1 pseudogene is annotated in these 627 nt (G+C 34.3%); it reads left to right on the forward strand.

Going from position 1 to position 627, the window contains the following annotated elements:
• A pseudogene (locus tag N8L90_RS09320) lies at positions 1-627 on the forward strand (N-acetylmuramoyl-L-alanine amidase family protein); the annotation flags it as partial.

Raw genomic sequence — 627 nt, forward strand, 5'->3', positions numbered from 1 at the left:
TATTCATGATATTGTCAAACTTGGAGATGGGCAAGAATATTTGCTAAATGCTAAAGGTGACGATGTTATTATTGAAAAAAATGCTTGGTATATCAGACCAGAGTTCAAGAAGTTTTCTAATAAATATGGAGATGAGGTTGCAAATACTACCTTAGCTCTAGTGGATAATAAAGAAGAAGGACAAGAAATTGATCCTAAGGCAGTTATTCGTAATTTCCAAAATCTACCAGGTCGATATTACTTTGGAGCAGATGGTCGTAGAGTATTACCACTTCCAGAGATGACAACTAGATCAGAAATCAAAAAAGTTGGCAATGATCTTTATCTAGAAGACCCAGGTGTACGACTTCGATTTGATAACTTTACAATCAATAACAATAAACTATACTATTTAGAAAATGGACAAGGTAAGCTCAAAACAGGTTACTTTGTACTGATTGATGATGGTATGGCTACAACCCTCCATCACTTACTTGTATATGCAGACCAATCTGGTGAGGTTCTTAAGATGAAACGCTTGCCATCAAGATTTTCAGATTATTTTGACAAAGAAATCGATGGTTTCTATGGTCAAAAAATTAAGATTACACAGCCAAATAAGTATGAATATTACAAGGTTCTTGTGGT

This window comes from Streptococcus mitis (assembly GCF_946190115.1).
Lineage (GTDB): Bacteria > Bacillota > Bacilli > Lactobacillales > Streptococcaceae > Streptococcus > Streptococcus mitis_CO.